The organism is Microbacterium sp. Leaf161, from assembly GCF_001423645.1.
Taxonomy (GTDB): domain Bacteria; phylum Actinomycetota; class Actinomycetes; order Actinomycetales; family Microbacteriaceae; genus Microbacterium; species Microbacterium forte.
The window spans coordinates 2,099,358-2,124,339 of the sequence record NZ_LMOW01000001.1 but is presented as its reverse complement, the minus strand read 5'-3'; the positions used below and the strand labels follow the sequence as shown (position 1 = coordinate 2,124,339).

At 65.8% G+C, this 24,982-nt stretch carries 16 protein-coding genes and 1 tRNA gene; 6 read left to right on the top strand and 11 right to left on the bottom strand.

The window, feature by feature from the left end:
- Positions 1–62: 62 nt before the first annotated feature.
- Complete coding sequence (locus tag ASF87_RS10190) at positions 63–2,627, bottom strand: helix-turn-helix transcriptional regulator (protein ID WP_157550043.1); 2,565 nt, start codon at positions 2,625–2,627, stop codon at positions 63–65.
- Positions 2,628–3,521: 894 nt separating this feature from the next.
- Between ASF87_RS10190 and ASF87_RS10185 the strand changes: the two genes are divergently transcribed.
- Positions 3,522–3,770: a hypothetical protein gene (locus ASF87_RS10185; RefSeq protein WP_056375741.1), complete on the top strand. Its 249-nt coding sequence runs from the start codon at positions 3,522–3,524 to the stop codon at positions 3,768–3,770.
- Between the two features lie 94 nt (positions 3,771–3,864).
- On the opposite strand, the gene ASF87_RS10180 is transcribed toward ASF87_RS10185, so the two are convergent.
- The 3 genes from ASF87_RS10180 to ASF87_RS10170 form a co-directional block, all read right to left on the bottom strand.
- Positions 3,865–4,134, bottom strand: a complete 270-nt coding sequence (locus ASF87_RS10180) for a hypothetical protein (RefSeq protein WP_056375740.1) — start codon at positions 4,132–4,134, stop codon at positions 3,865–3,867.
- Between the two features lie 221 nt (positions 4,135–4,355).
- Positions 4,356–5,651 carry a hypothetical protein gene (locus tag ASF87_RS10175; protein ID WP_056375739.1) on the bottom strand — a complete coding sequence of 432 codons (1,296 nt, stop codon included), beginning with the start codon at positions 5,649–5,651 and terminating at the stop codon, positions 4,356–4,358.
- Between the two features lie 47 nt (positions 5,652–5,698).
- Positions 5,699–6,253: a hypothetical protein gene (locus ASF87_RS10170; protein ID WP_157550042.1), complete on the bottom strand. Its 555-nt coding sequence runs from the start codon at positions 6,251–6,253 to the stop codon at positions 5,699–5,701.
- Between the two features lie 958 nt (positions 6,254–7,211).
- Here ASF87_RS10170 and ASF87_RS10165 point away from each other — a divergent pair.
- Positions 7,212–9,995 (top strand): hypothetical protein, encoded by a 2,784-nt coding sequence (locus ASF87_RS10165; RefSeq protein WP_056375737.1) that lies wholly within the window; start codon positions 7,212–7,214, stop codon positions 9,993–9,995.
- Between the two features lie 73 nt (positions 9,996–10,068).
- Here the strand turns inward: ASF87_RS10165 and ASF87_RS10160 are convergent, their stop codons facing one another.
- Positions 10,069–10,296, bottom strand: a complete 228-nt coding sequence (locus ASF87_RS10160; protein ID WP_235558920.1) for a helix-turn-helix transcriptional regulator — start codon at positions 10,294–10,296, stop codon at positions 10,069–10,071.
- 89 nt (positions 10,297–10,385) lie between these two features.
- Between ASF87_RS10160 and ASF87_RS10155 the strand changes: the two genes are divergently transcribed.
- Entirely contained in the window at positions 10,386–11,231 is an 846-nt protein-coding gene (locus ASF87_RS10155) for a hypothetical protein (protein ID WP_056375736.1), read from the top strand.
- Between the two features lie 18 nt (positions 11,232–11,249).
- On the opposite strand, the gene ASF87_RS10150 is transcribed toward ASF87_RS10155, so the two are convergent.
- Entirely contained in the window at positions 11,250–11,684 is a 435-nt protein-coding gene (locus ASF87_RS10150; protein ID WP_056375735.1) for a helix-turn-helix domain-containing protein, read from the bottom strand.
- A 108-nt stretch (positions 11,685–11,792) separates the two neighbouring features.
- Between ASF87_RS10150 and ASF87_RS10145 the strand changes: the two genes are divergently transcribed.
- Positions 11,793–12,701 carry a hypothetical protein gene (locus ASF87_RS10145; RefSeq protein WP_056375734.1) on the top strand — a complete coding sequence of 303 codons (909 nt, stop codon included), beginning with the start codon at positions 11,793–11,795 and terminating at the stop codon, positions 12,699–12,701.
- A complete protein-coding gene (locus ASF87_RS10140; RefSeq protein WP_056375733.1) occupies positions 12,694–14,517 on the top strand; it encodes a hypothetical protein in 1,824 nt (607 codons plus the stop codon). Before ASF87_RS10145 ends, ASF87_RS10140 begins: the two co-directional genes overlap by 8 nt.
- A gap of 226 nt (positions 14,518–14,743) precedes the next feature.
- Here the strand turns inward: ASF87_RS10140 and ASF87_RS10135 are convergent.
- Both ASF87_RS10135 and ASF87_RS10130 read right to left on the bottom strand, forming a co-directional pair.
- Positions 14,744–14,828: transfer RNA gene (locus ASF87_RS10135), tRNA-Tyr, on the bottom strand.
- 86 nt (positions 14,829–14,914) lie between these two features.
- The gene (locus tag ASF87_RS10130; RefSeq protein WP_056375732.1) at positions 14,915–15,844 is read right to left on the bottom strand and encodes a PfkB family carbohydrate kinase; all 930 of its coding nucleotides are present in this window, start codon (positions 15,842–15,844) and stop codon (positions 14,915–14,917) included.
- Positions 15,845–15,929: 85 nt separating this feature from the next.
- On the opposite strand from ASF87_RS10130, the gene ASF87_RS10125 reads away from it, so the two are divergent.
- Positions 15,930–16,520, top strand: a complete 591-nt coding sequence (locus ASF87_RS10125) for a hypothetical protein (RefSeq protein ID WP_056375731.1) — start codon at positions 15,930–15,932, stop codon at positions 16,518–16,520.
- Positions 16,521–16,648: 128 nt separating this feature from the next.
- On the opposite strand, the gene rpoC is transcribed toward ASF87_RS10125, so the two are convergent.
- The 3 genes from rpoC to ASF87_RS10110 form a co-directional block, all read right to left on the bottom strand.
- Positions 16,649–20,524: a DNA-directed RNA polymerase subunit beta' gene (gene rpoC / locus ASF87_RS10120; protein WP_042539086.1), complete on the bottom strand. Its 3,876-nt coding sequence runs from the start codon at positions 20,522–20,524 to the stop codon at positions 16,649–16,651.
- Positions 20,525–20,609: 85 nt separating this feature from the next.
- Positions 20,610–24,113, bottom strand: coding sequence for a DNA-directed RNA polymerase subunit beta (rpoB, locus tag ASF87_RS10115; RefSeq protein ID WP_042539084.1), 3,504 nt, complete (start codon positions 24,111–24,113; stop codon positions 20,610–20,612).
- 221 nt (positions 24,114–24,334) lie between these two features.
- Positions 24,335–24,949 (bottom strand): hypothetical protein, encoded by a 615-nt coding sequence (locus tag ASF87_RS10110; RefSeq protein WP_056375730.1) that lies wholly within the window; start codon positions 24,947–24,949, stop codon positions 24,335–24,337.
- Positions 24,950–24,982 lie beyond the last annotated feature (33 nt).

Here is a 24,982-nt window from a genome sequence, read left to right as displayed (position 1 = left end):
CCGCAGGCCGATGCCGGTACCGTGCGACGGTGACGACCACCCGTTACAGCAGCGCGCAGACGTCACATACCCTGGTGGCTGAGTATGTAGTCACCGACGGACTGCCGATTGGGGAGGTCGAGTTTACGCATGATGCGATGCATGTGGCTCTCCACGGTCCGCACACTCAATACCAGCTGAGAGGCGATGGCGGGGTTCGACATCCCCTCGGCAACCAGGCGCGCGATCTCCACCTCGCGATCCGACAGCCTCACCGTCGTTGCGGCGAACCGGTCAACGTCGACACTACGCAGCGGCAGCGACTCGAGGTACTCGCTAGCGCGAGCATCAACGTCCCTGGCCCGTGCGTCATCTCCCGTCGACCGGTACGCCTGCGCCGCGCGACGCAGCGCCGCCAACGCCATACCCATCCGCCCCGTCGCGACCAACCCGTCGACAGCGGCTTCCAGAGCAGGGCCGTCTTGCGCGGCGGCAGCGACCACGAAGGTGTAATGCGCGGACAGCAAAGGACTGTCCATTTTCGTGATCCGCGAGCGCACCGCCTCCAGCCAATGCGCCTCAGGCGTCACTTCGCACGCATTCAACATGCTCAGGATCCCGGACATGCGCCCGCCCCGAGCCCACAGGTCCTCCCCGGCCTCCCACAGGACCGTGGCGGCAGTACGGGTGTCGCCGTCGGATGCAAGAAGTTGCGCGTTGGCCCACGACACTGACTGGCCGGGAAGCAGACCGTTCGCGCCAGGCAGGGACGCCATCTCGGCCATATAGCGTTCCCCCAACGCGATGTTGCCACGTCGAACGGCCACGACCGCTGCCATCGTCAGCAGCATCCGGTGGTACCCGGCCGAGATACGAGGGAACGGACCCGCAGCGACGAGAGTCGCCACCAGGTCCTCGACGGGTCCGTTATCCCCTGACATGATCATGCACGCGACGCCGACCGCACCGTGCGCGCGGGCGGTATCCACATCCAACAGCCCGAACGATTCGTCCACCCCCCGCATCGACCAGGTCAACGCGTCCTCAAGGCGTCCCGCTCCCAACAACGCCAGCCCGTTCAGCGCTCGGACGCTTCCCGGCATATGCGCGGCAGCCCGTTCGTCCGCTTCATATTGCGCGAAGACACGGGACGCATCCACGAATCTGCCGAGGGTGGCAAGAACAAGGATCTGCGCGTCCCACAACGCTGCCCGTACCGGCTCCGGGGCGAGGTCGTCCACTTCCAACCGGGCGGCGAAATCCTCCGGCACTCCTTTATGCTCGCATTCGACTGTCACTGCCGCGGCCGCGAGCATCCCCGCAAGGGGGCCCGCTGTCGTGCGGGCAGTCTCCAAGTCTCGCAAGGCGCCGTCCACGTCACCCACGCTGGCAGTCCAGCGCGCGCGGAGTATTGCCAGACGTACCGTACTGAGCGGGTCTCCTGCGGATTCGCCTGGCCAGTCCAGCACCGCAGAGATCGCCGAGTCCGGTGCTCCGGCGTTCATCAGCGCGGTGACGTACTCGTACGCGGTATGCGGTTCCGGACGGGCCTCCCACTCCGCGCGAGTCACCAATTGTCGAGTACGGGTGCGCTCATGGATGAGCCGCACGAGCGCGGCATCCGTGTCCGGGGCGAACACTCCGGAACTGAGAGATGGCCCAGATACACGCTCCCCCTCCGCGCCCAACCGTTCACTGATCAGCGCCTGCAATCGCATCCGGCGCGCGGCAAGAGGCTCATTGCGGAAGAACTCCACTAGGAGTGGCGGGACGACCGTAACGAGGTGCCGGTTACCGGAGGCGACCATTCGGATCATCGCTCGCTGTTCCAGAAGCTCCAGCGTCGGCCACGCAACAAGCTTCCGAACCGTGTCGATATCGGCGTCCCCGACAAGTGCGATCACCTCCAGGGCGTCCAGTGCATCCTCGTCGAGGTTCTCGATATGCGCTTCGACCACCCCCCGAAGCCCCGCGCTCCAGAGATCCCGCGTCGCTGTCCACGCTCCGTCGGTCTTGCGGATGCGTCCTTCTCGGATGGCCGCAGCGACGACACTGGTTGCAAGCCCCACGATCCCTCCGGACTTGGAGTAGATCCGGCGCATGGTGCTGATCTCCACAGGCGCTTCGAATACCGTCTCCACGGCGGATTCAAGCTCGTCGAAACGCAACGGTGTGATGTCGATGACGAACGCGGGTTCCAACGTGGAGGCATCAAGCCCAGAGGGTGTGTGGCGAGCCTGCCGACCCTGCAGTCGAGAGATGACCACAGGGGCTCCCAGCGAACGCCGGGTTCCCTCCACGATCCCCCAGGACGCTTCGTCGAGGTCGTCCCAGTCATCGATGACGATCACAGCCTTCTTGTCACGTATCTGCGCTTCCAGCGCTTCAGCGGTGCTCTGAATCGTCAACGGGCGCGAGTCATTCACGCGCACCATTCCTGCCAGTTGCATCGCGGCCAGGGGGTGCTGGCGCAACGACGCGACTCCGCGTAGTCGCACGATCACCCAGCCGGCGTTTTGGAGTCGCAGACACACCGCTTCCAGGAACGTGGTGCGCCCGCTACCGCGGCTACCAACAACATCCAGGCTCCCCCCGTCCTGGATGACGCTCATCGCGATTGCAAGGTCGCGTTCTCTGCCCACCACCATGGTCGACCTCTTCCGCACAGGGATCCTTTCCGGAACGGTACCGCTGATCTACGCGCACGGCCAGAGCCAACACACCACGCCCGCGCGAACTTTCAGCGTGGCTACTCGGCGGTGGGCGCACAGAGCAAAAGACCATCGGTGCGTATGAATGCGAGCAAGTGCAGTGCAGAAAACTCGCCCCTTGCGTATCCACAACCACGCCTGGCCGAACGTGGCTCCCAGCGACCGGGGCGACGTCAAGGACGCGCCGCCGCACACTGAACGACGCCCTCCGTGCTCGCAAGAGGGAAAGTATTGACCCTTCACCTCGGCCCCTGGTCACCTAGCCAACGCACACGGCCCGCGTAAAACACTCACTTCGGGCGCCGGACAGCCGCAATCACCCGCAGAGTTGAGTCTGACGCCAGTCCCCAGCTGGCGTCTCCCCGGTGGGTTGGCTTCTTGTCAATCTTCCCTGGAAGCGGTGACACCCCCCGCGCTCACCGCTTCACAGGCGCTGCCACGGCTCCCCCGTGGCAGCGCCTTCTCCGTACATCGACGTTGCCCCCGTCAGATTGGACGCTGCATGACCCCCCTCGCCTCCGTCCGCGTCGTTCCGATACCCCCCACGGACCTCGCCCTCACTGCCACCGTTCCCCCCGTCGTATGCCCGCGATGCTTCCTCCTCATCCGCCCCACAGGCACTTGCGGGACCATCGGCTGCAAATGAGCCCCACGAAAGCGTTCCCCCCGGCGCGAACCCAGATTCCCCTCGACGGATCAGAGCGCGCCGGCTTTCGCACTGTTTTCCCGCACCGGTCTGAACCGGTGCAGTGGGCGGCACTGCACCGGGAGTCATGGCGGTGCGGCGCATGCCAACAAACGCCCCTTGACGCCACCCTGGCGTGGGCTGCAGTGCTGCCCCGCCCCCGTCACACCATCGTCGTTCGCGTCGCTGCCATCGAGTGGCATCACACCCTCGCCCGCACACGCCGTGGAGAGGCGTTCGACCTGGTGACCCTCACGCTCGCTCGCGTTCTCAGCGCAGGCGGAGGAGCCGTGCGCTGGGACACACAGACCGGCCAGCTGGAGCACGTGCGAGGTGAGGTCCGGGCGCTCCCCCCGAACTACACACCAGTACTACGAGCGATGCTGCCCCTCTGAGCAAAGGCCCCACCCGCTCGAACCCCCATCTCGGACAGAGAACTGCGGATACCCTCTCCACAGAACGACCATAATTACGGGCACGGACGACGAATCAGCGCGGCGGCCAGACGGGACGGGCCAGAACCGCCTCCATGCGCGCGATCAACTGCACGCTCGGCCACGTGCGCCCCGCGAGCACGCCGAGCAACGTCGAGTGGTTGAGGTCCACCTGATCGGCGAAGGCGCGCAGCCCATGGACGGCAATGGCAGACCGCAACTCAAGAGCGACGCAGCGCGCGACCTCTCCAGCCGGATCATCTGTCGCGACGTCCGGCCATCCCGACACAAGCTCGGCAGGACTCAGACGCGGGACACCGACCATGACCCCATGCTACGTCGGACGCCCGTGGGTACGCTCCTAGGCGTGCGAGCCGTCCGCGTCCGCACCGGCCACCACGAAGTGCGCCCGCGTCGCCCCCCCCTCTTCCCGCACTACTCGCTGAGAGTGCGAGAGGTGGGCACTGCGCTGCGCTTGCCACTCGAAGCCAATGTGCTCATCCCCCGCCCAACGACTCGCATCCCCTGCTGTGATGGCAGATCGGGTCAGAGTGTGGTGATCGGGTCGTCGACGATCTCGACAATCTCCTTCTCAGAACGAGACGCATCACCCTCGTCATCCCGAGGCTCGTCGCCGAGGAGCTCCGCGGGCCTGAGGTCGTCCGTCTGCTGGTCGCTGAAGATGCCGTCCGGGCGGATCAGCTCGCGCACCTCGGCCATGAAGCTGGCGAGCTGCTGCTGCTGCCAGCGCAGCTGGCGCGCCTGGTCTTCGGCATCCCGCAGCACTGCGGAGGTGTGACTCGTCACAGAGTCGACGATCTTCTGAGACTTCACACGCGCACGGTCGAGCGTGTCGCGGGCGCGCACCTGGGCATCCGCTTCGATGGTCTGCGCCTGCGAGCGCATCAGCCGCTCATAGTCGTCGGCCTTCGCAGAGATGCGCTGTGCATGATCGAGCGACGCGGCGACCTGCTCGTTGGCATCGTTCGTGATGCGCTCGGCGTGGGCGACGGCCTGGTTGTGCAGCACGAGGAACTCCTGCTGGGCATCGTCCTGGCGTCGGGTGAGCGTCTCCTCGAACTCGAGCACACGCGCGTTCATCTCGCGCACCTCGCGCTCCGCCTCGGCACGCAGCTGGGTCGTCTCGCGAGTGACGAGCGAGCGAAGCGCCGCAGCGCCCTTCTCGGCCTCGGTGCGGATCGCCGTGGCTTCCTGCGTCGCCTGGTGCACCCGCTCGGCGGCGTGCGCGGCCTCGCGCTCGAGAGTCGCCTGGTGCGCGGTGTACTCGGTGTCGATCTTCAGGCGCACCTGGTCGGCATCGTGCTGAGCGTGCGCGATGATGCGGGTGACATCGGCATCCGCCTCGGCACGCTGCGTGGTGACCTCTTCGCGAGCTGCGGCCATCAGTCGGTCCGCCTGCACCGCGGCGTTCTGGATGAGCACGTTCGCCTGCTCTTCGGCGACGCGGAGGATGGCCTCGAACTGCTCGCGCGACGGCGCCTCCTGGCCGTCCGCCCGCGGAGTGTCGACGAGTTCGTTGGTCAGGGTGGCGACCTGCTGCTCGGTCTCCGCGGCCTTCGCCTTGGTGGCGAGAAGCTCGGCCTCGAGTTCTTCGCGGGCGATGCGCTCTTCTTCGCGGAGCGCCTCGACGGCGTCTTCGTGGCGCGCCTCGGTGGCGGCGAGGTCCGCCTTCGCCTGCTGCAGCTGATTGCGCAGCGCGCTCAGAGCCGAGTCGACCTCGGCCTTGTCGTAGCCGCGGAACGAGGCCGTGAACCCAGAAGACTGTGGATCCCGAGGGGCGTCGTCGATCAGTTCCTCGAAGAAATCCGATGTGTCAGTCATGTAGTGCTTTCCTGTCCAGATGGTCTGATGGTGAAACTGGCGTGCTGTCAGGCCGCAGCTGGGGCAAGCGCAAGAAACCTCATGCGATCCTCCCCGTAGAAGCACGTCTGCACCACAAGCTCCCCGCCAATGCCAGTCAATGCTTCGACGGGTGCGCCTTTCGGAGTGTCTCGTTCATCAACAACTTGATACACGGTGTCCGCCCCCGCGATCTGGACCATGGTTCCCTGCTTCCATCCCAGGATGATGTCCCCACCGCAGTTGTTGTGGGCAGCGTACAGCGGGGGCACGGAGCCGTCCCGGTAGGCGATCATCTCGATGAACTCGCCCGTGCAGGCGTCCAGTTCCCGCTCACCGCCCTCTTCGCCGAGCGTGATCTGAGGAGGTTGGTCCGGGGCGATGGCGTTCTGGGTGGCTGTTTGAACGGCGACCTTCACCGAGCCCAGCACGCGTTCGGTGTCCGTGGGTGCCACCCAGGTGCATGCGAGGAGGCTCAGCCCGGCCGCGACGACCACCGCGCACCCGACGATGGGCGCGACGCTGCCGCGGCGTGACTTTCTCGGCATGATGAAAACCCTCCTTGTTGCAGCGGAACCCGGCATGCCCAGTGTCGAGGACATGGGCCCGGCCACACGCTCGAGTGCAGGGCAGTGCGGTGTGCGCCGCGCCGTCGTTAAGTGGTGCGCGGTGCCATCACCGTGACGTGCGCTCTCCCTTGCGGTGAGTACGCACAGGGGCCGGGGAGACGAACCTGACGCCCCGGGAGTGCGCCGCCCCTGCGTCGCCGTTGGCTGGGTTCACGCACCGTGCGGGGGCCTGCTGACAGGCCTCTGCGCCCTTCTCGCCACCCGCCCGATGACACACGCTGGTCACCGCCACCCGGGGAAGGCGACGTACGGGACCACGCTCGCAGCGCACGAACCTCCCGTGTTCCGCGGTACCGGGGGGCACTGTCGCACTCCGCGCTGCCCGGTGCAGTACAGAGCCCGCGGAGGCCCGTGGGACGCGAACACCGATAGGCAGGCGTCGCACCGCGCCGTGCGGTGTCGTGTCGGCTCAGTGGTGGTGGTTCTGCGACTTGGCTTGTGCCACGGCGCTGCCAAGGCTGTCAAACTCTCCTTATCCCAGTTGAGACGCTATAAAAGAGACCTCCAGCCAAGGTGACCAAGTGCGGAAGGTATCCCTGTAGGGATGTGAAGAGAGAAGTTGCCTCTATCTTTACTACTTACTTTTGATCTCTCATATGAACTATCTACTACTTGGCAACCTTGCCAGGGCCCCCCGATCCCAGTCCGGAGTAAGGCAAGCTCCAGCCAAGGTCGCCTTGGCAGGAGCTTGCCAGACTTGGCAGAAACGAGCATCCAGGAGTGATCAGGCCGTCCGTCTAGGCCAGCGTCGACGCCACAGCAGGGGCGTTACAGCGGTGCGCGATTCCGGTCCCGTTCACGCTGTTCTCGTGGACACGGGCCGGCGTGATTGTTATGTGCCGCAGGGTACTGGCTGAGCACGCCTCGCGATGCAAAGATTCTGCACGCAGTCCGCCGCTCAGAAGGATGCGTCTTGGAGATCACACATGCACCACGCCTGCGCCACGCGCTGAAGGCGACAGTCATCACCTTCCTCGTACTCGCGCTGGCGGTGACCGCGCTCGTCGCCACTAGGCAGCCTGCCCAGGCCGCAGCACAGGGAGCCGGCTACGGCACGTGGGATGACCGCATCGGCTGGCAGGGCGGATTCGTCGCGCCGGACGGCAGCATCGTGTACTGCATCGAACCCGGGGTCTCCAACCCTTCCGGAAGCACCAGCAGCGCCGGGAACCAGAGCAGCGTCACCTCCACCAGCCCCTTTGGCAGTAGGACACTCAGCAGCAACGACCTGGCTCGCATCAACTACCTGGTGACCACGTTCGGACAGACGTCGAGCAGCCGGGAGGCGGCGGCGGTCAACTTCGCGGTGAAGTACATCGCCAACCCCGGTGCGATGTTCACCTCGCACAGCTGGAACGGCTCGTGGGATCTTCACGGTTACGTGAACTGGGTTCTGTACAGCACCGTCGGCGGCTCCGAAGCTGCGGCCGTCGCTGACCGCGCCCAGGCTCTCATCGACGCCGCGTCCACAGTGACGGCCGGCCCTGTCGAGGGCGGTTCCGGCTCACTCACGTTTCAGGTAGACAACTTCAACAACTACCTGGGCACCATCACCATGGCTGGCACCGCCGGCTCCACGGGCACCGTGACCCTCACCAACGGTGTCTTCACCACGACCGGATCGGCGAGCCTCTCCGGCATGCATGCGAACACCCCGTACCCGGTGACCGGTGTGCCGCCGACCGAGGACGGCGCCCCGTACAAGATTTCCGGCACCGGCACGTTCACCGTGGCAGGTACCGGCTGGGAGGGCGCGGTGCACGTCTGGAACACCGGAAACCAGCAGATGACGGCGGGCCCCGGCCCCCGCTCCTCCACCCAGTTCAGTGTCGCAGGCACCGACCCCACCACCCGGTCCGTCCTGTTCCGCCCCGCCCTGTCGACGACGGCGACCGCATACGTGCAGCCGGGCGAGCACGCCACCGACACCCTGACGTTCCGCACCCGCGCGGACAGCCAGGGGCTGAACAACCCGTGGCCGCAGACCGCGGACGGCAGCTACCGCGTCGTGAACGCGGAAGGCACGCTCTACGGTCCGTTCGCGGATCAGCCGGCCGAATCCGACACGGTTCCTTCCGACGCGCGCGTCGCCGGGCACGCGGCTGTCTCCACGTCCACCACAGATGGCCCGACGGTGACGTACGAGGCCACGAGCGAGGAGCCGGTGGACGCCGCGGGCTACTACACCTGGGTGTGGAGCATCGACTACGACAACCAGTCCGCCATCACGCGCATGTACCTGCCGGAGGACTACTCGTTCACCGACAACTTTGGTCAGACGGTGGAGACCAGCATCACCCCAATGCAGTTCACGGTGAGCACACACGTCGTCGACAAGGAGGTCCTGCTCTCGGGCCCGGCCGCCGATACCGCCGCGGTCACCACTGACGGCCTGTGGCTGCAGCAGAACGGGCAGAACATCCCGGTTGTCACCCGTTGGGATGCGTACTACGATCCCCGTGCGGCAGCCGACATCAACGAGGTCCCGGGTACCGAGATCCCCGACGAGGCCGTGCACCTTGGTACGCACACCGAGACGGTCACCGACAACGCGAACATCTCGACGCCGACCACCCTGGAAGACGGTGCCATTCGCGTCCCGGCGTCCGGCGAAGGAAGCATCGTCTGGGTGTTCAGCATCCTCCGCGTCGACCAGGACGACACCGCAGGCTACATCGTGGACGTTGTGGACAACTACGGTGTCCCCTCGGAGATCTCCACCATCCTCCAGCCCACGGTGGCCACCCAGGCGTCGGCCGGCGGCAGCATCGGTGAAGGCATCTTCGACACCGCCATCATCGACGGCCACCTGCCTGCCAACGGCGCCCAGCTGACCTTCGACCTGTACCGGGTACCGATGGTGCAGGAGGAGGACGGCGCCTGGGTCATCGACTACCCGACGACGGACGCCAACGGTGACCCGATCCTCGACAACGAGGGCAACCCCGTCACGTTCGGACCCGGCGACCTGTCCTGGGTCTGCTCCCCGGAAAACCTCGTGGCCAGCGACACGGACAGCCTTGGCACGACCGTGACGGAGAACGGTCAGTACCCCTCGTTCACCCACGAGCTCACGGAGAACGGGAAGTACCTGTGGTCGGAGAAGCTGTGGTCGATTCCCGGCACCGACGAGGACGGGAACCCCGTCGGAGAGCGGGAACTGATCCACGCCGGTGAGTGCGGGATCGCCGAGGAGACGTCGTTCGCCCTCGACGTGAAGACGGTTGCGATGAGCGAGACCGGAGCAACCACCGGTATCGAGCACGGAGTCAACGTCTGGGACACCGCGGCCCTCACCGGCTACGTCCCCGAGAATGGCCGAATGAATTTCGAGGCCTACCTCGTCCCCGCAGGCACCACCGCGTGCACGGAAGACAACCTCGCGTGGACCAGCGCCGACGTCCCTCTCGTCGGCGGTTTCTATGACGAGGACCACCCCCTCGAGGTCAAGAGCGAGACTCACGTTTTCGACCCGGACGTGGACTCGACGCTCTACTTCGTCGCCGTCACCTATGACGAGCTCGACCGGGAGGTGAACCGCGGAGTCTGCGGCGACCCGGATGAGACCCTGAACCTCAAGGGGCAGAAGCTCATTGCGACCGGTGGTGACGTCACAACTCTCGTCGTCGCTGGCGCGGCTGCGGCACTGCTCGCGGGCCTCGGCATCTTCCTGATGCGTCGCCGCTCCCGCTCCTAATCACCAGACCGGCGCCCCGGGGAACCCTCCACCTGCCCGGGGCGCCCAGAGGCTCGGTGCGGGGCGCCCCAGGCTAGCGCCACACGTCGCCGAGCAGCTCGTCGATGCTTACCCCGAACGTGCGGCTGAGTTTGAGCCAGGTGCGCAGGTCGCCGTTGTACTTTCCGGAGGAGATATTCAGCAACGTCTGCCGGCTGATGCCTGACGCCTCAGCAAGTTGCTCGAACGTGAACCCTGCCGCGTGACGCCGCTCATTGAGCACAGCACGCAAGCGCGTGAGATCGGGTTCAGGAAGAGGCACGTCTCAAGAACACGGCATCCGCCCTAGAACTACAGCACAGCATCCTGTACTTTCGGCACAGGATCCTGGACTGAGGGAGGAGTGGTGCCGTGGACGTCGACGAGTACACCCCCAACCTGCCGACAGAAGACTGGCTGCGGGTACAGCAGGTCGTCAAGGACATTGTCCGCGATGTCGCCGGCATCCTGCCCTACTCGCTCGCCGCCGTGACGAACGCGGTGGCGCACCACGTGGATTGGTGCGTGAACGTCGCCGGCTTCCCGATGGCGAAAGAATCACTGTTCCGCCGCGACGTGATCGCCTATGCAGTGGATCTCATGCCGACCTCCTCACCGTCCACGAGGGGCCGCCAACGCGCGATCCTGCTGCGCACCGGCGAAACCCTCGGAACTGTGGACGCCCTGCCGCCGCTCACTCCCCTATCTGCTGCGCAGCCCAGCGCCCCGTATACGCCAGCAGAGGTGGAAGACCTGTGCGGGTGGGCCGAGTTCCAAAATTCCGTCGCGCGACAGTCCTCCGCCCGAGCTCTCCTATGCCTGGGCCTCGGCGCGGGACTCCCGACACGCGATCTGTGCAGAATCCGCGCATTCGACGTCGGCCCGGGCGGCGAGCATGTTCATGTCGGTGGCGCTCAGCCCCGCACGGTTCCCGTCACCCCGAACTGGGCACCTGCGCTCAACGAGATTGCACAGCACACCACTGACCAGTCAGCGACGCTGTTCCGACCCGGCACCCGCTGGCACGCGAACATCGTCACCGTTTTCGTCGAACGCTCCAGCGGCCTCTCTGTGCGGCCTACGACACAGCGCATGCGGGTGACGTGGATTGTAGAGCAGCTCACCCGCGGCACGCCGATGCACACGCTCCTTCATGCGGCCGGGGTGAAGTCCATGGACGCTCTCGTCCGCTACGAGAAGTTCCTCCCGCACATCTAAGAGCCGGACATGCATCGGTTACCGCGGCTGCACGCCACCCTGCGGGTGTGCGGGCGCCTCGAGCGCCTGCAACTGCTCGCGCAGGAACGACGCGACGACCTGACGGGCCGGAGTCGCACGGTCCGACACCGGTGTACTCGCCCAACTCACTCCCGCCACACTCGACCGACAGGCCTGGAGGATCTGCTCGAGATCCGAGAGCGTCACCCACACCTGCCCACCGAGCACTCGCGACAGCCGTTCGCGCCGCCACCCCAGAGCCTCGGCCAGCGACCCCTGCGTCCGATCCTCGGCGAGCAGGAACGCCCGCACGTGGAACGCCGCACTGTGCTGCAGGCGCGCAGCTGCGCACTCAGCCTCGCCCCGCCGCGTAGCGGTCGGCACCCAGTCACTCAACCCCGGCCGACCGAACGTGGTTGCGTCGACCAACCAGTCTCGCGGCGCATCACTCACCACTCGATTCTAGAGGCCGTGTGCGTTTCGCCGGCACCAAACCGGTTTCCTGTGTCTCCACGGCGCACATTGTGTCAAAAACGCGCACATCGAGCGCATAGCCCCCACATGGCTGTGACTCCCGACCTTCTCGACACCTACAACCCGTACCTGCCCGCGGACGACTGGGCGCAGATGCGCGACAGCGTCCTCGCGTCCGTCCGCCCCCACATCGAAGACCAATCGGGAGCATCGACGCGGCAGGCGCTGGCGACGCTCACCGGCTACGTCCAGTGGACACGAGAGCGCGGTCTCGTCGGCCAGGCGGACGATGCCCTCACCCCACGCTTCATCGACGTGTACACGCAGCACCGCTCTACCCAGATTCGCCCGCAAGGAGCCGCCCGCGAAGGCGCCATCCTCCGCACCCTGTTCAGCGAGGATCCGCTGCCGCGACGAGCGCAAGCTCCGCCCGCCCCCGCCGACATCCCGTACAGCGGCGACGACATCACCACAATCCGTTCGTGGGCCGCGTACCAGCCCAGCACTCGCAAGCGCCTCGACGCCACAGCCATCGCGGCGCTCGGCCTCGGATGTGGCCTCACGGTGAACGAGATGATGCTTGGCAGAACCGGCGATGTCACGGTCGCGGACAACGGCGACGTCGATGTCACCGTCCATGGGCCACGACCGCGCGCCGTCCCCGCGCTGCACACGTGGGCGCCACTGCTCGCGGAGCTCAGGTCCACCGCTCCGGAAAGAAGCGATTGGCTCATCGGGCCAGGACGCACGGCCCGCGACTCACACAGCCTCAACGACATCCGCCGGAACCTCCGGGGTGACATCCGCCCCGTCCCCCAGCGCATGCGAAACACGTGGCTCGTCACCCACGTCAACGGCGGAACCCCCGTCTCCGTGCTCATGAACGCCGCCGGCCTCCTCGACGCCGCGTTCCTGCGCCGGCTCGCCCCCTACATCGACATGCCCTCCGCGCGCGAACAGAGAACGATGCTTCGGAACGGAGGCGCTCATGCGTGACGAGCTCCTCCGCCACGATCCGACCGCCCGCGGGCCCATCCCCAAGCAGACGATCCGCCAAGCGGCCATGGTCATAGACGCGTCCGGACTCGTCGACCTTGTCCTGCTCTGGGAACAGCAGGACCGCACCTACAAAGGAGGACGCCGCCCCTATCTGACGGTCCGCGCAACCCTCATCCTGTGGCTGGTTCTTGCCTGCGAGCACCAGCCCATGCACATCCGCCGTGTCGAGGACATCCTCCGAAGCCGTCTCAAGCCGAAGACCGCCGCCATCCTCGGCATCGAACACGACCCTCTCGCTCCCGCTGAAGCGCTCTTCGAGCGCGCTCGAAACAGCACACGCCGCATCATCGACCTGTTCGACGCCTACCCGCTCCCCACCCGCCAGCGACGACTGACCGTGCAGGAGTACCGTGACGCGCTGGAGGACCGCAGGCTCCGCGACGAAGAAATGAAGACCAAAGCGCGCCGCGCCCACATCTTCGCGAACCAGATGCTCGAAGCCACCTACCAGATGCTCCCCGCCCAGTACCGCCCCGCGCAGATATCCCTCGCCGTCGACGCCACCCGCCTGAAAGCGTTCGCCCGCGGCATCGGCAAAGAACGCCTCGCTCGAAAGAAGCCGCACGAGAAGGTCTCCATCGAGCCCGACCACGGCTTCTACCTCCGCACCGCAGCCGGCAAACCTACCGATGTGTTCAAAGAGGCACGCGTCCGCGAATACTCCCTCGAAGCCGAGTTCGCCGTCATCACTTCCAACGACCCCTCCCAGCCTGACGTCGTCCCCTCGCTCATCGTCGCATACGACCAGCACCGCCCCGGCGAGGAGCCTGCCCCGTCCGCGATGCGCCTGGTGAACTCGCTCATCGAACGCGGACACACCATCGACCACTTCGTCAGTGACCAGGCCTACCTCCCGGGCGGGAAGCCCGACGAACTCCAGAACCCGCTCCGGGCCCTCCGTATCAAACTCGTCATGCAGTACCCGACCAAGGAATGGGCGCTCGGCATGCAGCATCACGCGCACGGCGCCATCATGGTCGAAGGCAACTGGTACTGCCCGTCCATGGCAGAGCACCCCGACCTCATCAACGCCACCGCCGAGTACCGCAAGGGAACCCGACAGGACGAGGAGGACCCGACCCTCACCCCTGAGGAGCGAAAGTCACGGGAGGCCGCGAGGAGAGTCCGCTGGAAGAACCTCATCAACCAGCGCACACCGTTCCTCGTCACCGATAAGGAGAAGATGGACAGCCGCGGCAAGACCGCGAAGAAGTGCCCGTGCGCAGGCGGCTCCCCCACCGCATCCTGCGACCTGAAACCCAACCCGAAAGCCGCACAGCCCGGCCGCACCCTGCTCCCCATCCTCAACCGACCGCAGGTCGTTGGGAAGCTCTGCACCAACAAAACCAGCACCAGCTTCGACTACACCGACGACGGTAAGTTCGGCCAGCACTACCAGTACGGCACCGACGAGTGGGAGGCGATGTTCGGCTACGCCCGCTCCCAAGTCGAATCCGCGAACGACTACGTCAAAGACTCCGCGACCTTCGCCCTCGCACAACCGGGCCGGCGACGCATGCGCGGCCGCGCCGCACAGGCGTTCCTGCAAGTCATGACCATCGCCGCCGCCAACCTGCAGCGAATCCGCGACTTCCTCCTCGAACGAGACGAACGCGCCGGCGAGATCGAAGACGGCATCACACCGCCCGTCGCGCGCACCCGCCGCAGCCGACGCACCTCCGCACGCACCCGCCTCATGCTGCGCGAAGCACGCCTGGCCCGACGAAGCAGACGCGGGCCCGCGCGCACGTAGACGTTGGTCCTCTCCCTGAGGTGAGTACGTTGGTCACTGCAACACCGACGGCTTCAGTGTGCCTGGAAGTCGGTTGATTGGGCCCTGCGGTCGTGCTTGAGGCGCGCCGAGAGCTCCCAGAACGATTGTGAGCAGCTGACAAACGAAAAACGCCCCCGGTTTGGGGGCGTTTTTCTTTGCGTTTCGAGTTTCCTGGAGAACTTTCGTGAGAAGTACGAACAACTCCTGGTGGCGAGTGAGGGATTCGAACCCCCGAATGCTGAGCAGTCTGATTTACAGTCAGATCCCTTTGGCCGCTTGGGTAACTCGCCAGAGCGCACCCGTCCGACTTCGACAGCCAACCGGGGGCACGATAGATAATCATACCTGCCGAGGGCAGGCGTGAGAAATCGAGCGCTCAGCTCCCGAAGACGCCCGGGTCGGGGTCGGCCAGGGACTCCGGAGTCCGCAGCAGGCCGCCCTCGGCGCGGCAGGTCGCGGCGGCCACATCCATCGCTCGAACGAGCAGCTGCCGCCACCCGTCAGCGTCGGACGGCGTGCCGTTCGCCAATCCCGCCGCCACAGCGGCGAGGGTCGCATCGCCCGCTCCGACGGTGTCGACGACGCGTCCTGGCAGCGTCGAGATGGGCGCCGTCACGATGCCGGCATCCGACTCGAGCGCCGCGCCATCAGCACCAGCGGTCGCGAGGACCGCGCTGACACCGAGGGCACGCAGCCGTGCCCGGAGGGCGTCGAGATCGCCGTCGTAGAGAAGCGACGCATCATCGGCGCCGACCTTGACTATCGATGCCCCGGCAGCCGCACGCTCGAAGCCGCGGACGAACTCGGCACGATCGCTCAGCATCCCCGAACGCGGGTTCGGGTCGACAGCGAGTCGAGCATCACCGACGGCCTCGAGCAGCGCATCGACCTCAGCAGGCACGTCGAAGGGGAAGCAGCTGACAGCCACGAGACCCGAGTCGGCGATCGCCTGGACGGCTTCGCCCGAGTACCGGATGCTGCGCCTCTGCGCCGCCTCGTTGAAGACGTAGACGGGCTCGCCGTCCGACGCACGCTGCACGATCGCACGAGACGAGCCCAGCGGCGCCTCGCTGGCGATCAGTCGCACGTCGTGATCGTCGAGGTACTCGCGGATGTGCGCACCCGCTTCGTCCTCTCCGACCATCGCGATCAGCGTCGTCGGAACACCCAGCCGGCGAAGGCCGACGGCGACGTTCAGCGCTGCGCCGCCGACCAGCTCTCGCACTCCACCGCCGTCGTGGATCTCGTCGATCAGTGCGTCTCCGACGACGACTGCACCGCGTGCTCGGGAGGATTCATCACTCATTCTGCCGACACTACCGCGAGAGCGGCTTCTGGGCCCGCTTGCGCGGCTTCCCTGCACCGCATCCCATCAGCGCTACGGTGAGCGCATGAACCCTCGAATCGCCGCCGGAGCTGCGGCTCTCCTGCTCGTGACGCTGCTCACCGGCTGCGGTTCCACCGGCTCAGGATCCGCCGGCCCGAGCGAATCCGGGGAGCCGTCGTCGAGTTCTTCACCCGATGGATCTGCAAGTCCGTCGCCCTCCCCCACTCCGACCGAGACGCCGATCGCTCTGCCCTCCGATTGTCGCGCCGTCCTGTCGGACGACGTGCTCGCCCAGCTCGACGACATCCCGCTCAACGATGCGGCCTTCGGACCCTCCGGAGTGGGCGACGACGGCACGCTGACCTGCATCTGGGCGGACCCGAAGGCCGACACCACCCGTCTCGTCACGACGATCTCTCTGATGAACCGCGGCCCGGCCCTCGACATGCTGAACGCTCTCGTCGCCGACGAGGGCTTCACGTGTTTCACGCCGGACGGCGGCACCCGCTGCGAGAAGACCTGGCCGAACACGCAGTACCCGGTCACCGACGGGCGCACCCTGTTCTGGCGTGACGACGTGCTGATCGACTCCGAATACTCCAACCTGGCCCCCGAGGGCTACACCTCGAGCATCGTGGCGCACCTCTTCGACTGACGGCGTCCGGACACGAAGAAGGCCCCGGGCGAATCGCCCGGGGCCTTCTCACTCACTCACTCAGTACGTCAGTGTTTCGACTCGCTCGCGCTACGCGCGTGCTCGCTCAATCTTGACCCGCAAGCGGGTCAATTGTACGTACCCGGCGTGATGTCGTCCGTCGAGAACGCGTCGAAGTCGACGTAGCCGAAGTCGCCGTCAGCGTACGCGCCGTCGGATGCGAAGATCCGGTTCGGGTAGCGCTCGCTCTTGGCTTCCTCGGTGGCCTCGACCGTGACGTCGCGGTACTTCGAGAGACCGGTTCCGGCGGGGATGAGCTTACCGATGATGACGTTCTCCTTGAGACCGACCAGCGGGTCGCGCTTGCCCTGCATCGCAGCCTCGGTGAGCACGCGGGTCGTCTCCTGGAAGGAGGCGGCCGACAGCCACGACTCCGTCGCGAGCGACGCCTTCGTGATACCCATCAGCTCCGAACGGCCGGACGCCGGGCGCTTGCCCTCTGCCACAGCCTCGCGGTTGATCGCCTGGTAGCGCTTGAGGTCGACCATCTCGCCCGGAAGCAGGGTCGTGTCGGCGTGATCGACGACGGTGACCTTGCGGAGCATCTGACGGACGATGACCTCGATGTGCTTGTCGTGGATCGGCACACCCTGCGAGCGGTACACGCCCTGGACGCCACCGACGAGGTAACGCTGCACCTCGCGGGCACCCATGACACGCATGACCTCCTTGGGGTCGAGCGTTCCGACCAGCAGCGGCTGACCGACGCTGACGTGCTGACCGTCCTCGACCAGAAGCGTCGCACGCTTCAGAACCGGGTAGATCACTTCCTCGTCACCGTTGTCGGGCGTCAGGATGAGCCTCTTGGCCTTGTCCGTCTCGTCGATCGTGATGCGACCGTCGGCCTCTGCGATCGGCGACGCAGCCTTGGGGGTACGCGCCTCGAAGAGCTCCTGCACGCGGGGCAGACCCTGCGTGATGTCATCGGCCGAAGCCGAACCACCGGTGTGGAAGGTACGCATCGTCAGCTGGGTACCGGGCTCACCGATCGACTGGGCCGCGATGATGCCGACGGCCTCTCCGATGTCGACGGTCTTACCCGTCGCGAGCGAACGGCCGTAGCACTGCGCGCAGACACCGACAGCGGAGTCACACGTGAGAACCGAGCGCACCTTGATGCTCTCGACGCCCAGCGCGACCAGCTTGTCGATGAGAACGTCACCCACGTCGTCACCGGCAGAAGCGAGAACCTCGCCCTTGCTGTCGACCACATCGGAGGCCAGGGTACGAGCGAACACCGAGTTCTCGACGTTCGCGTCGCGCACCAGCTCGCCCTGCGAGTTCGGAGCGGCGATCGGGAGCTCGAGGCCCTTCGACGTGCCGCAGTCCTCTTCGCGGATGATGACGTCCTGCGAGACATCCACCAGACGACGGGTCAGGTAACCCGAGTCGGCGGTACGCAGAGCGGTGTCGGCCAGGCCCTTACGGGTACCGTGCGTCGCGATGAAGTACTCCGCAACCGACAGACCCTCGCGGTACGAGGAGATGATCGGACGCGGGATGATCTCACCCTTGGGGTTGTTCACCAGACCACGCATACCGGCGATGTTCCGGATCTGCAGCCAGTTACCACGAGCACCGGACGACACCATGCGGTTGATGGTGTTGTCCTCGGGGAAGTTCGCCCGCATCGCGGCCTGAACCTCGTCCGTCGCCTCGGTCCAGATCTTGATGAGCTCCTGGCGACGCTCGGTGTCGGTCGTCAGGCCCTTCTCGTACTGGGACTGGACCTTCGCGGCCTGCTTCTCGTAGCCGGCGACGATCTCCGCCTTGTTCGGAGGCGTCAGGATGTCGCTCAGAGCGACGGTCACACCGGAGCGAGTCGCCCAGTAGAAACCGGCGTCCTTGATGCGGTCCAGCGACGCAGCCGTCTCGACCTTGGGGTACTCCTCGGCCAGCTTGTTGACGATCTGCGACAGCTTGTTCTTGTCAGCCTGCTCGCGGACGAACGGGTATCCCTTGGGAAGCGTGTCGTTGAAGATCGCCTGACCGAGCGATGCGTCGACGAGACCGTGACGCTCGTAGCCCTCGGGAGCTTCGCCCTCGAGGAACGTCAGACCCGGGATGCGGATGCGGACCTTGGCCTGCAGGTCGAGGGTTCCCTCGTCCTTGGCCAGGATCGCCTCGCCCACCGAACCGAATGCACGGCCCTCACCGGCTGCGCCCGCCTTGACCGTGGTCAGGTGGTGCAGACCGATGATCATGTCCTGCGAAGGCAGGGTGACCGGGCGGCCGTCGGACGGCTTCAGGATGTTGTTCGACGCGAGCATCAGCACGCGGGCCTCGGCCTGAGCCTCGACCGACAGCGGCAGGTGGACAGCCATCTGGTCACCGTCGAAGTCGGCGTTGAACGCCGCGCAGACGAGCGGGTGCAGCTGGATGGCCTTGCCCTCGACGAGCTGAGGCTCGAAGGCCTGGATGCCCAGACGGTGCAGGGTGGGTGCACGGTTGAGCAGCACCGGACGCTCGCGGATGATCTCCTCGAGCACGTCCCAGACCTCGGGACGGGTGCGCTCGACAGCGCGCTTGGCTGCCTTGATGTTCTGCGAGTGACCGAGGTCGATCAGGCGCTTGATCACGAACGGCTTGAAGAGCTCCAGAGCCATCTGCTTGGGCAGACCGCACTGGTGCAGCTTGAGCTGCGGTCCGACGATGATGACCGAACGGCCGGAGTAGTCGACACGCTTTCCGAGCAGGTTCTGACGGAAGCGACCCTGCTTGCCCTTCAGCATGTCGCTGAGGGACTTCAGGGCGCGGTTGCCGGTTCCGGTGACGGGACGACCACGGCGACCGTTGTCGAACAGTGCGTCGACGGCCTCCTGCAGCATCCGCTTCTCGTTGTTGACGATGATCTCGGGGGCACCGAGGTCGATCAGACGACGAAGACGGTTGTTGCGGTTGATCACACGACGGTAGAGGTCGTTGAGGTCGGAGGTCGCGAAGCGGCCACCGTCGAGCTGCACCATCGGGCGCAGCTCGGGCGGGATCACCGGAACGACATCCAGCACCATGGCGGCCGGGCTCATGCCGGTCTCCAGGAACGAGTTGACGACCTTCAGACGCTTGATCGCGCGGATCTTGCGCTGGCCCTTGCCCTCGGAGATCTGCAGGTGCAGGCTCTCCGCCTCGGCTGCCAGGTCGAACGCCGCGAGGCGACGCTGGATCGACTCCGCGCCCATGTAGGCCTCGAAGTACTGACCGAAACGGTCCTGCAGCTCGTGGAAGACGTCGTCCTCGGGACGCAGTGCGCCGACCTCGAGGGTGCGGAAGTCTTCCCACACGCGCTCGAGCTTGGCGATCGCCTCGTCGGCACCCTTGCGGATGAGCGACATCTCCTTCTCGGCGGCGTCCTTGACCTTCTTCTTCGCGTCGGCCTTGGCGCCCTCCGCCTCGAGGGAAGCGAGCTCCTCCTCCAGGCGTGCCAGGCGCTCGGCGATCTTCGCGTCGCGACGGTCTCCGAGCGTCTTCAGCTCGAGACGGATGTTGTTCTCCTGCGTGCCCAGGTCACGGTGACGAGCATCCTCGTCGACCGAGATGACCATGTAGGCGGCGAAGTAGATGACCTTCTCGAGGTCCTTCGGCGCCATGTCGAGCAGGTAGCCCAGACGCGAAGGGACACCCTTGAAGTACCAGATGTGGGTGACGGGAGCGGCGAGTTCGATGTGACCCATGCGCTCACGACGGACCGAGGACTTGGTGACCTCGACGCCGCAGCGCTCGCAGACGATGCCCTTGAAGCGGACACGCTTGTACTTTCCGCAGGCGCACTCCCAGTCGCGGGACGGGCCGAAGATCTGCTCTCCGAAGAGACCGTCCTTCTCCGGCTTCAGGGTGCGGTAGTTGATGGTTTCAGGCTTCTTGACCTCGCCGTAGGACCAGGCGCGGATGTGGTCCGCGGTGGCCAGGCCGATGCGAAGCTCATCGAAAGTGTTTGACTCGAGCACAAATTCTCCTGTGTAGGAATTCTTCTGAAGAAATCGGGGAGGTGGGCCGCCGACCGGGCATGCTGCTCAGTCGGCGGCCTGAACCTTAGATCTCGTCGATCGAGGCGGCCTCGAAGCGGCTGGAGATGTTGATGCCGAGCTCCTCCGCAGCGCGGAAGGCCTCGTCGTCGGTGTCACGCAGGTTGACGAGCGTGCCGTCTGCCGAGAGGACCTCGACGTTCAGGCAGAGCGACTGCATCTCCTTCATGAGCACCTTGAAGGACTCGGGGATGCCGGGCTCCTGGATGTTCTCGCCCTTGACGATGGCCTCGTACACCTTGACGCGGCCGAGGATGTCGTCGGACTTGATCGTGAGGAGCTCCTGGAGCGCGTATGCGGCACCGTAGGCCTCGAGGGCCCACACCTCCATCTCACCGAATCGCTGGCCACCGAACTGCGCCTTACCACCGAGCGGCTGCTGGGTGATCATCGAGTACGGACCAGTCGAACGCGCGTGGATCTTGTCGTCGACCAGGTGGTGGAGCTTCAGGATGTACATGTAGCCCACCGAGATCGGCGCCGGGAACGGCTCGCCGGAGCGGCCGTCGAACATCTGGGCCTTTCCGGTGGAGTCGATCAGGCGCACACCGTCGCGGGTCGGGATGGTCGAGTCGAGGAGACCTGCGATCTCCTCCTCGCTCGCTCCGTCGAACACCGGGGTGGCGACCTTGGTGCCGGGTGCGGCCTCGAAGGCGTCCTTCGGGAGCTTCGTAGCCCACTCCGGGTTTCCTTCGACCTTCCAGCCCTGCTTCGCGATCCACCCGAGGTGGGTCTCGAGCACCTGACCGAAGTTCATTCGACCCGGGATGCCCAGCGGGTTCAGCACGATGTCGACGGGGGTTCCGTCCGCGAGGAACGGCATGTCCTCGATCGGGAGGATCTTCGCGATGACACCCTTGTTGCCGTGACGACCGGCGAGCTTGTCACCCTCGGTGATCTTGCGCTTCTGGGCGATGTAGACCACGACTCGGCGGTTGACACCGGAGCCGAGCTCGTCGTCGCCGTCCTCGGCGTTGAACTCCTTGACGGCGATGATCGTGCCCTGCTCGCCGTGGGGCACCTTCAGAGAGGTGTCACGGACCTCGCGGCTCTTCTCGTTGAAGATCGCACGGAGCAGACGCTCTTCCGCCGACAGCTCGGTCTCGCCCTTCGGCGTGACCTTGCCGACGAGGATGTCGCCGGGGCGGACCTCGGCACCGATGCGGATGATGCCGCGCTCGTCGAGATCCTTCAGCAGCTCAGGGCTGACGTTGGGGAGATCACGGGTGATCTCCTCCTTGCCGAGCTTCGTGTCGCGGGCGTCGACCTCGTATTCCTCGATGTGGATCGAGGAGAGGGTGTCGTCCTTCACGAGGTCCTGGCTGAGGATGATCGCGTCCTCGAAGTTGTAGCCTTCCCACGTCATGAACGCGACGAGGAGGTTCTTTCCGAGGGCCAGCTCGCCGTTCTCTGTGGCGGGGCCATCAGCGATGACCTCTCCGACCTCGACGCGGTCGCCCTCGTTGACGACGACCTTCTGGTTGTACGACGTGCCCTGGTTGGAGCGGTCGAACTTGCGAAGGTGGTAATCCTGCGTTCCACCCTCGTCGAGCATGACGGTGACGCGGTCTGCGGAGACCTCGGTGACGACACCCGGCTTCTCAGCCGTGAGCACGTCGCCGGCGTCGATGGCGGTGTAGCCCTCCATACCGGTTCCGACGAGCGGCGAGTCGCTGCGCAGCAGCGGCACAGCCTGACGCTGCATGTTGGCGCCCATGAGCGCGCGCTGCGCGTCGTCGTGCTCGAGGAACGGCACGAGCGAGGTCGCGACCGACACCATCTGGCGAGGCGAGACATCGATGTAGCCGATGTCCTCCGGGAGGAACATGTCGACCTCGCCGCTGCCGCCCTTGGGGCGGGCCAGGACGTGGCTCTCGATGAAGCGACCGTTCTTGTCGAGCGGGGCGTTGGCCTGCGCGATGTTGAAGTCGACCTCTTCGGAAGCCGTCAGGTAGTCGATCTCCTCGGTGACGACGCCCCCGGTGACCTTGCGGTACGGGGTCTCGATGAAGCCGAACGAGTTGATGCGCGCGAAGGTCGCGAGAGCACCGATCAGACCGATGTTCGGGCCTTCCGGGGTCTCGATGGGGCACATGCGGCCGTAGTGCGACGGGTGGACGTCACGGACCTCGACACCTGCGCGGTCACGGCTCAGACCACCGGGGCCGAGTGCCGAGAGGCGGCGCTTGTTGGTCAGACCCGCGAGCGGGTTGTTCTGGTCCATGAACTGCGAGAGCTGCGAGGTTCCGAAGAACTCCTTGATCGCGGCGACGACGGGGCGCACGTTGATCAGGGTCTGCGGCGTGATCGCCTCGATGTCCTGCGTGGTCATGCGCTCGCGGACGACGCGCTCCATGCGGGAGAGACCGGTGCGGACCTGGTTCTGGATCAGTTCGCCGACCGCGCGGATGCGACGGTTGCCGAAGTTGTCGATGTCGTCGGTCGCGATGCGGATGTCGGCCTTCTTGCCCGAGCGGATGCCGGGGAAGGTCTCTTCCGTGCCTGCGTGCAGACGCACGAGGTACTTGATCGTCGCGACGATGTCCTGAACCGTGAGGACCGAGTCGGTCAGCGGTGCGTCGAGACCGAGCTTGTGGTTGATCTTGTAACGACCCACCTTCGCCAGGTCGTAGCGCTTCGGGTTGAAGTAGAAGTTGTCGAGAAGCGCACGCGCGGCCTCGGCAGCGACCTGCTCGCCCGGACGCAGCTTGCGGTAGATGTCGCGGAGCGCATCTTCCTTCGTGACGATGGTGTCCTTCGCGAGCGTCTCCTCGATCGAGGTGTAGCCGGCGAACTCCGTGAGGATCTCCTCGCTGGTCATGCCCAGCGCCTTGAGGAACACGGTGACCGACTGCTTGCGCTTGCGGTCGACGCGGACGCCGACCTGGTCGCGCTTGTCGATCTCGAACTCGAGCCATGCACCACGGCTCGGGATGACGCGCGCCGACACGATGTCCTTGTCGGACGTCTTGTCGGGGGTCTTGTCGAAGTAGACACCCGGGGAGCGCACGAGCTGCGAGACGACGACGCGCTCGGAGCCGTTGATGATGAACGTGCCCTTGTCGGTCTGGAGCGGGAAGTCGCCCATGAAGACCGTCTGGGTCTTGATCTCGCCCGTGAGGTGGTTCATGAACTCGGCCTCGACGTACAGCGGAGCGGCGTAGGTCTTGCCACGCTCCTTGCACTCCTCGATCGAGTACTTCTCCGGCTCGAGGTACGGGTTCGTGAACGACAGCTGCATCGTTTCGCCGAGGTCCTCGATCGGAGAGATCTCCTCGAAGATCTCGCCGAGGCCGCTGTTCTCGTTCACGTCTGTGCGGCCGGCCTTCTTGGCCTCTGCGACACGAGCCTTCCAGGCGTCGTTGCCGACGAGCCAGCCGAAGGATTCGGTCTGCAGAGCGAGAAGGTCAGGGACCGTCAGCGTGTCGGAGATCTTGGCGAACGAAAGACGGGATGCTCCGCGTCCGTTCTTAGTGGTGGTGGTGGTGGATGCGTTGCGAGCAGCAGCCAAGGGAATAACCTCCGTGAGCCCCGCAGGGCTTCTCGATTCCTTTGTCGTCAGGTGAGTGTGCGCCCGGATGCTCAACGAAATGCCGACCACCATATGAGGGCAGGGAGAAGCGAGCGCAACTACCAACTATACGCGCGAACTTGCGACATGGCAAGCTCAATCCTTGACGTTCTTCGGATGCTGCGGTATTGGCGCCCTCCGGACGCCTCGTCGGACGTCGGTCAGACCCAGGTCCAGGTGACGAGGATCGACTCGGCGACCGCCTGCCGCTCGTCGGGAGTCACCGTGTCGCTGAACGAGAACGTGACGACGTAGGTCTGGTCGTCGGTGCTGACGTAGTACTGCTCGACGCTGTAGGTCGTGCCCTCGCTCGTCATCGACGCCGACAGGTGAGCGGACTCGGAGTCTGCGATCGTCACCCGGTCGTTCACGACGATGTCGGTCGCGCCGGCTCCCTCGAGCTCGGTCACTCCGGCGCTCTCGACGAGGTCAGGAGTGACGAGGCCCGCAGGCGACTCGAGGACGTTGACGTTGTCGGCGAACCCGTCCGTGTCCTGTCGGTCCGCGGCGAGCGTGTCCGGGCTGAAGCCGGCGATCTCCTGATCGGGCACGGCCCACCCCTCGGGGACGACATAGGTGTACCCGTCTCCGGTGATCGTCTCTCCCGTGGCAGGCGCCGCGTCGAGACCCGTCGACTCCTGCGTGCTCGGCGCGCTCGACTCCTCCGACTCCCCGCCTGTCGCGCTCGATGACTCCGTGGTCGAGAAGGAGCATCCGGTCAAGACGAGCGATGCAGCGAGGAGGACCGCTGCGGCGGTCGGAAGGGGAGAGCGCATGGCCACAGCCTATCTACCGGCTGTGACCGCGCG

Coding starts and splice junctions, on each gene's coding strand:
- ASF87_RS10190 (WP_157550043.1), bottom strand. CDS start 2,627: ATGGTGGTGGGCAGAGAACGCGACCTTGCAATCGCGATGAGCGTCATC.
- ASF87_RS10180 (WP_056375740.1), bottom strand. CDS start 4,134: ATGGTCGGTGTCCCGCGTCTGAGTCCTGCCGAGCTTGTGTCGGGATGG.
- ASF87_RS10175 (WP_056375739.1), bottom strand. CDS start 5,651: ATGACTGACACATCGGATTTCTTCGAGGAACTGATCGACGACGCCCCT.
- ASF87_RS10170 (WP_157550042.1), bottom strand. CDS start 6,253: ATGCCGGGTTCCGCTGCAACAAGGAGGGTTTTCATCATGCCGAGAAAG.
- ASF87_RS10145 (WP_056375734.1), top strand. CDS start 11,793: ATGGCTGTGACTCCCGACCTTCTCGACACCTACAACCCGTACCTGCCC.
- ASF87_RS10140 (WP_056375733.1), top strand. CDS start 12,694: ATGCGTGACGAGCTCCTCCGCCACGATCCGACCGCCCGCGGGCCCATC.
- ASF87_RS10130 (WP_056375732.1), bottom strand. CDS start 15,844: ATGAGTGATGAATCCTCCCGAGCACGCGGTGCAGTCGTCGTCGGAGAC.
- ASF87_RS10125 (WP_056375731.1), top strand. CDS start 15,930: ATGAACCCTCGAATCGCCGCCGGAGCTGCGGCTCTCCTGCTCGTGACG.
- ASF87_RS10110 (WP_056375730.1), bottom strand. CDS start 24,949: ATGCGCTCTCCCCTTCCGACCGCCGCAGCGGTCCTCCTCGCTGCATCG.